The 3,970-nt window shown below is 73.7% G+C and carries 3 protein-coding genes; all 3 read left to right on the top strand.

The genetic code is table 11. The features are described from left to right. Positions 1–144 precede the first annotated feature (144 nt). Positions 145–1,779 (top strand): ABC transporter ATP-binding protein, encoded by a 1,635-nt coding sequence (locus tag AN218_RS19695; protein ID WP_070018212.1) that lies wholly within the window; start codon positions 145–147, stop codon positions 1,777–1,779. Beyond that, positions 1,776–2,813 carry an ECF transporter S component gene (locus AN218_RS19700; RefSeq protein WP_079132359.1) on the top strand — a complete coding sequence of 346 codons (1,038 nt, stop codon included), beginning with the start codon at positions 1,776–1,778 and terminating at the stop codon, positions 2,811–2,813. Before AN218_RS19695 ends, AN218_RS19700 begins: the two co-directional genes overlap by 4 nt. Next, positions 2,810–3,970: prenyltransferase/squalene oxidase repeat-containing protein (locus AN218_RS19705; RefSeq protein ID WP_070018214.1), on the top strand; the 1,161-nt coding region annotated here is incomplete at its 3' end. The genes AN218_RS19700 and AN218_RS19705, both read left to right, overlap by 4 nt.

Here is a 3,970-nt window from a genome sequence, read left to right on the forward strand (position 1 = left end):
CGCCTGGCTCACTCCGCCTCCCGCGCTCACGCGCCCGTGCCGCCCCGACGGTGAGCAGCCGCGAGCCCACCCCGCCGGCCCCGGGGCGGCGCCGGAGCCCGGCGGGCCGGAGACGAACCGGGAGACGAGCAAGGAGACGGTGGCGTGATCACGTTCGACGAGGCGACCTTCACCTACAACGGGGCGGAGGAACCGGTACTGCGCGAGGTGGACCTGCGCATCGGCGAGGGCGAACTCTGCCTGGTCACGGGCCGTACGGGCGTGGGCAAGTCGACGCTGCTCGGCGCCGTGAACGGTCTGGTTCCGCGCTTCACCGGCGGCCGTCTCCACGGACGGGTGGAGGTCGCCGGGCAGGACACCCGCGACTTCCCGCCGCAGGAGTTCGCTCATCTGGTGGGCGTCGTGGGGCAGGACCCGCTGTCCGGCTTCGTCACCGACACCGTCGAGGAGGAACTCGCGTACGGGATGGAGCAGTTGGGGCTCCGCCCGGAGGTGATGCGCAAGCGCGTCGAGGAGACGCTCGACCTGCTGGGCATCGCCGAACTGCGCCACCGCGCGCTGCGGACCCTCTCCGGCGGCCAGCAGCAGCGCGTCGCCATCGGCTCGGTCCTCACGGCACATCCGCGGGTGCTGGTGCTCGACGAACCCACCTCGGCGCTGGACCCGACCGCCGCCGAGGAGGTACTCGCCGCCGTCGTACGGCTCGTCCACGACCTCGGCACCACCGTGGTGGTGGCCGAGCACCGCGTCGAGCGCGTGCTGCAGTACGCGGACCGTCTGGTGCATCTCACCGGTGACGGCGGCGTACGGGACGGCGACCCGGCCGAGTTGATGCTCGACAGCGACGTCGCGCCCCCGGTGGTCCGTCTGGGGCGGCTGGCGGGCTGGCGTCCGCTGCCGCTGTCGGTGCGCGACGCACGCCGTGCGGCGGCCGGGCTCCGCGAGCGTCTCGCGCCGCGGGTGCCGGAGGCTTCACCGTCGCCGCCGTGCACCGCGTCCGGCGAGGCGCCGGCGGCGCTCACCGCCCGCCAAGTCGTCGTCTCCTACGGCCCGTTGACCGCCGTACGGGATGTGGGCCTGGAGCTGAGGAAGGGCGAGGTCGTGGCCCTGATGGGCCGTAACGGGTCGGGCAAGTCGTCGCTGCTGTGGGCGCTTCAGGGGTCGGGCCCGCGCCGGTCGGGCACCGTGGACGTCGGGGGCGCCGACCCGGGAAAAGCCTCCGCGCAGGCGGCACGGGCGCTGGTCGGGCTCGTACCGCAGACGGCGAGCGATCTGCTCTACCTGGAGACCGTGGACGCCGAGTGCGCGCAGGGCGACCGGGAGGCGGACGCCGAACCAGGCGCGTGCCGCGCGCTGTTGGACGGTCTGGCGCCGGGCGTCCCCGGCGACCGCCACCCCCGGGACCTCTCGGAGGGCCAGAAGCTCGCGCTCGTGCTGGCGGTGCAACTGGTCTCCGCGCCCGGCGTGGTGCTGCTGGACGAGCCGACGCGCGGCCTCGACTACCACGCCAAGCGCCGCTTCACGGAGTCGGTGCGGACGCTCGCCGCGGAGGGACGCTCCGTCGTGATCGCCACGCACGACGTCGAGTTCACGGCCGGCGCCGCGGACCGGGTCGTGGTGATGGCCGAGGGAGAGGTCGTGGCGGACGGTCCGACGGCGGACGTCGTCGTCTCCTCCCCCGCGTTCGCCCCGCAGGTGTCCAAGATCCTCCATCCGCAGCCGTGGCTGACCGTCGATCAGGTCGCCGCCGCCCTGGCCCCGCAGGAGGCGACCGCATGAGCACCGACGCGAACGCGACGGCGAACGCGCCGGCGACCACGGCAGGGGCCACGGCACGTGCCACGGCGGCGACCACCGCCGGGGAGCGGAACGGGCGCCGCCGAAGACGTCCGTACGCACCGCCCGGACACCGTGCGTCGGCCATCAGGATCAGCGGCCGCACCGCCCTCGTGCTCACCCTGGCCAGCCTGGCCGGCCTCACCATGTTCTTCTGGCCGCTCTTCGCGCCTCCCCAGCCCGACGCGAACGCCCACTCCACCGACGCACCGCTGCTGTTCGTCCTCGCGATGCCGGTGGTCCTCGCCGTGGTCCTGGCGGAGCTGTCCTCGGGAGGCATCGACACCAAGGCGCTGGCGATGCTCGGCGTCCTCTCGGCGGTGAACGCCGGGCTCCGTCCGCTGGGCGCGGGCACCGCGGGCATCGAGACCGTCTTCTTCCTGCTGATCCTCGCCGGACGGGTCTTCGGCCCGGGGTTCGGCTTCGCGCTCGGGGCGACCTCGCTGTTCGCCTCCGCTCTGCTGACCGCCGGGGTCGGTCCGTGGCTGCCGTTCCAGATGGCGTGCTCGGCCTGGATCGGGCTCGGCGCGGGGCTGCTGCCGCGGAGGGTCACGGGCCGGTGGGAGATCGCGATGCTCGCCGCGTACGGAGTCGTCGCCGCCTATGCGTTCGGCTTCATCATGAACATGTGGTTCTGGCCCTTCACGGCCGGTGCGGACACCCAGCTCTCCTTCGACCCTGACGCCTCCGTACCGGAGAACCTGCACACCTTCTTCGTGTTCACGCTGGCCACCTCCACCTTCGGCTGGGACACCGGCCGCGCCGTGACCAACCTCGTCGCCGTCCTCCTCACCGGACGGGCGGTCCTCGCGACGCTCCGCCGCGCCAACCGGCGTGCCGCCTTCGAGGCGCCCGTCACCTTCTCCCGTTCCGCCGCCCGCTCGTCCTCCCCTTCCTCTCCCGGCCGCGTGCCCGCCGCCGCGAAGGCAGCCCGTACGCGCTCATCTTCCGTATCCGTAAAGGAGTTCACGTCATGAACCGCGCCTCACTGTGCAGACGTGCCGCGGCCCTGTCCGCGCTCGCGTGCACCGCCCTGCCCGCCGCTCCGGCCCATGCCGCGGCCCCCGGCGACACCTCTCCCCCGCAGGCCGCCGCCACCTGGGCCGCGTCCAAGCTCACCAAGGGGTCCAACGCCTCCGGCGACCACGGGCTGACCGCCGACGTCGTCATCGGCCTGGCCGCCAGCGGCACCGGCGGCGAGACCGCCGGCAAGGCCACCGACTGGCTGGCCTCGAACGCCGAGGAGTACATCAGCCGCGGTGTGAAGGGCGACGTCAACGCGGGAGCGGCGGCGAAGCTCGCCCTCGTGGCGGGCGTCGAGCACCGGGACGCGAAGACCTTCGGTGACGTCGACCTCGTCTCCACCCTGAGGGACCGGATGCAGGACAGCGGCCGCTTCACGGACGACACCGCATCGGGCGACATGTCCAACCAGTTCACGCAGTCCCTCGCCGTCCTGGGCCTCGACCGTGCGGGCGCCGTCCCGGAGAAGGCCGTGGCCTTCCTCGCCGAGTCCCGCTGCAAGGACGGCGGTTACCCGCTGACGTTCAAGAGCGACCCCGCCAAGTGCCAGTCCGACGTGGACAGTACGGGTCTGGCGGCTCAGGCGCTGCTCGCCGCCGGACGCACGGACGACGTGACGCCCGCGCTGACCTGGCTGGAGAAGCGCCAGAACAAGGACGGCGGCTTCGCCTACGGGGAGCCGGGTGCGGACGCCAACTCCAACACCACCGCGCTGGCAGTGCAGGCGCTGAAGGCCGGAGGGCACGACCAGGCGGCGGCCAAGGGCGTCGCGTGGCTGAAGACGATGCAGCTCGGCTGTGACGCCAAGGCCGCCGACCGCGGGGCCGTCGGCTATATGAAGCCCGTCGCGGACGGCTCCGCGCTGCGCGCCACGGCACAGGTCATCCCGGCCCTCGCCGGCAAGTCCCTGGTCGAGGTCGACGGCGCGGACTCCGAGCCGGACCTCAGCGACATCGTCTGCAAGCCGGGCGACGGCGGCTCCGGCGGAGGCGGCACGAACGGTACGGACGGAGGCGGCACGGGCGGCACGAGCGGAGGCGCCTCCGGGGGCGACGGCTCGTCCGGCGGCGAGAGCGGCGGCACCGGCGGCGACGCGGGCTCCGCCTCCGCC

The organism is Streptomyces nanshensis, assembly GCF_001751255.1.
GTDB lineage: Bacteria > Actinomycetota > Actinomycetes > Streptomycetales > Streptomycetaceae > Streptomyces > Streptomyces nanshensis_A.

What these genes read in the sequence shown, in the direction of transcription:
- AN218_RS19700 (WP_079132359.1), top strand. Translation starts at nt 1,776, where the DNA reads ATGAGCACCGACGCGAACGCGACGGCGAACGCGCCGGCGACCACGGCA.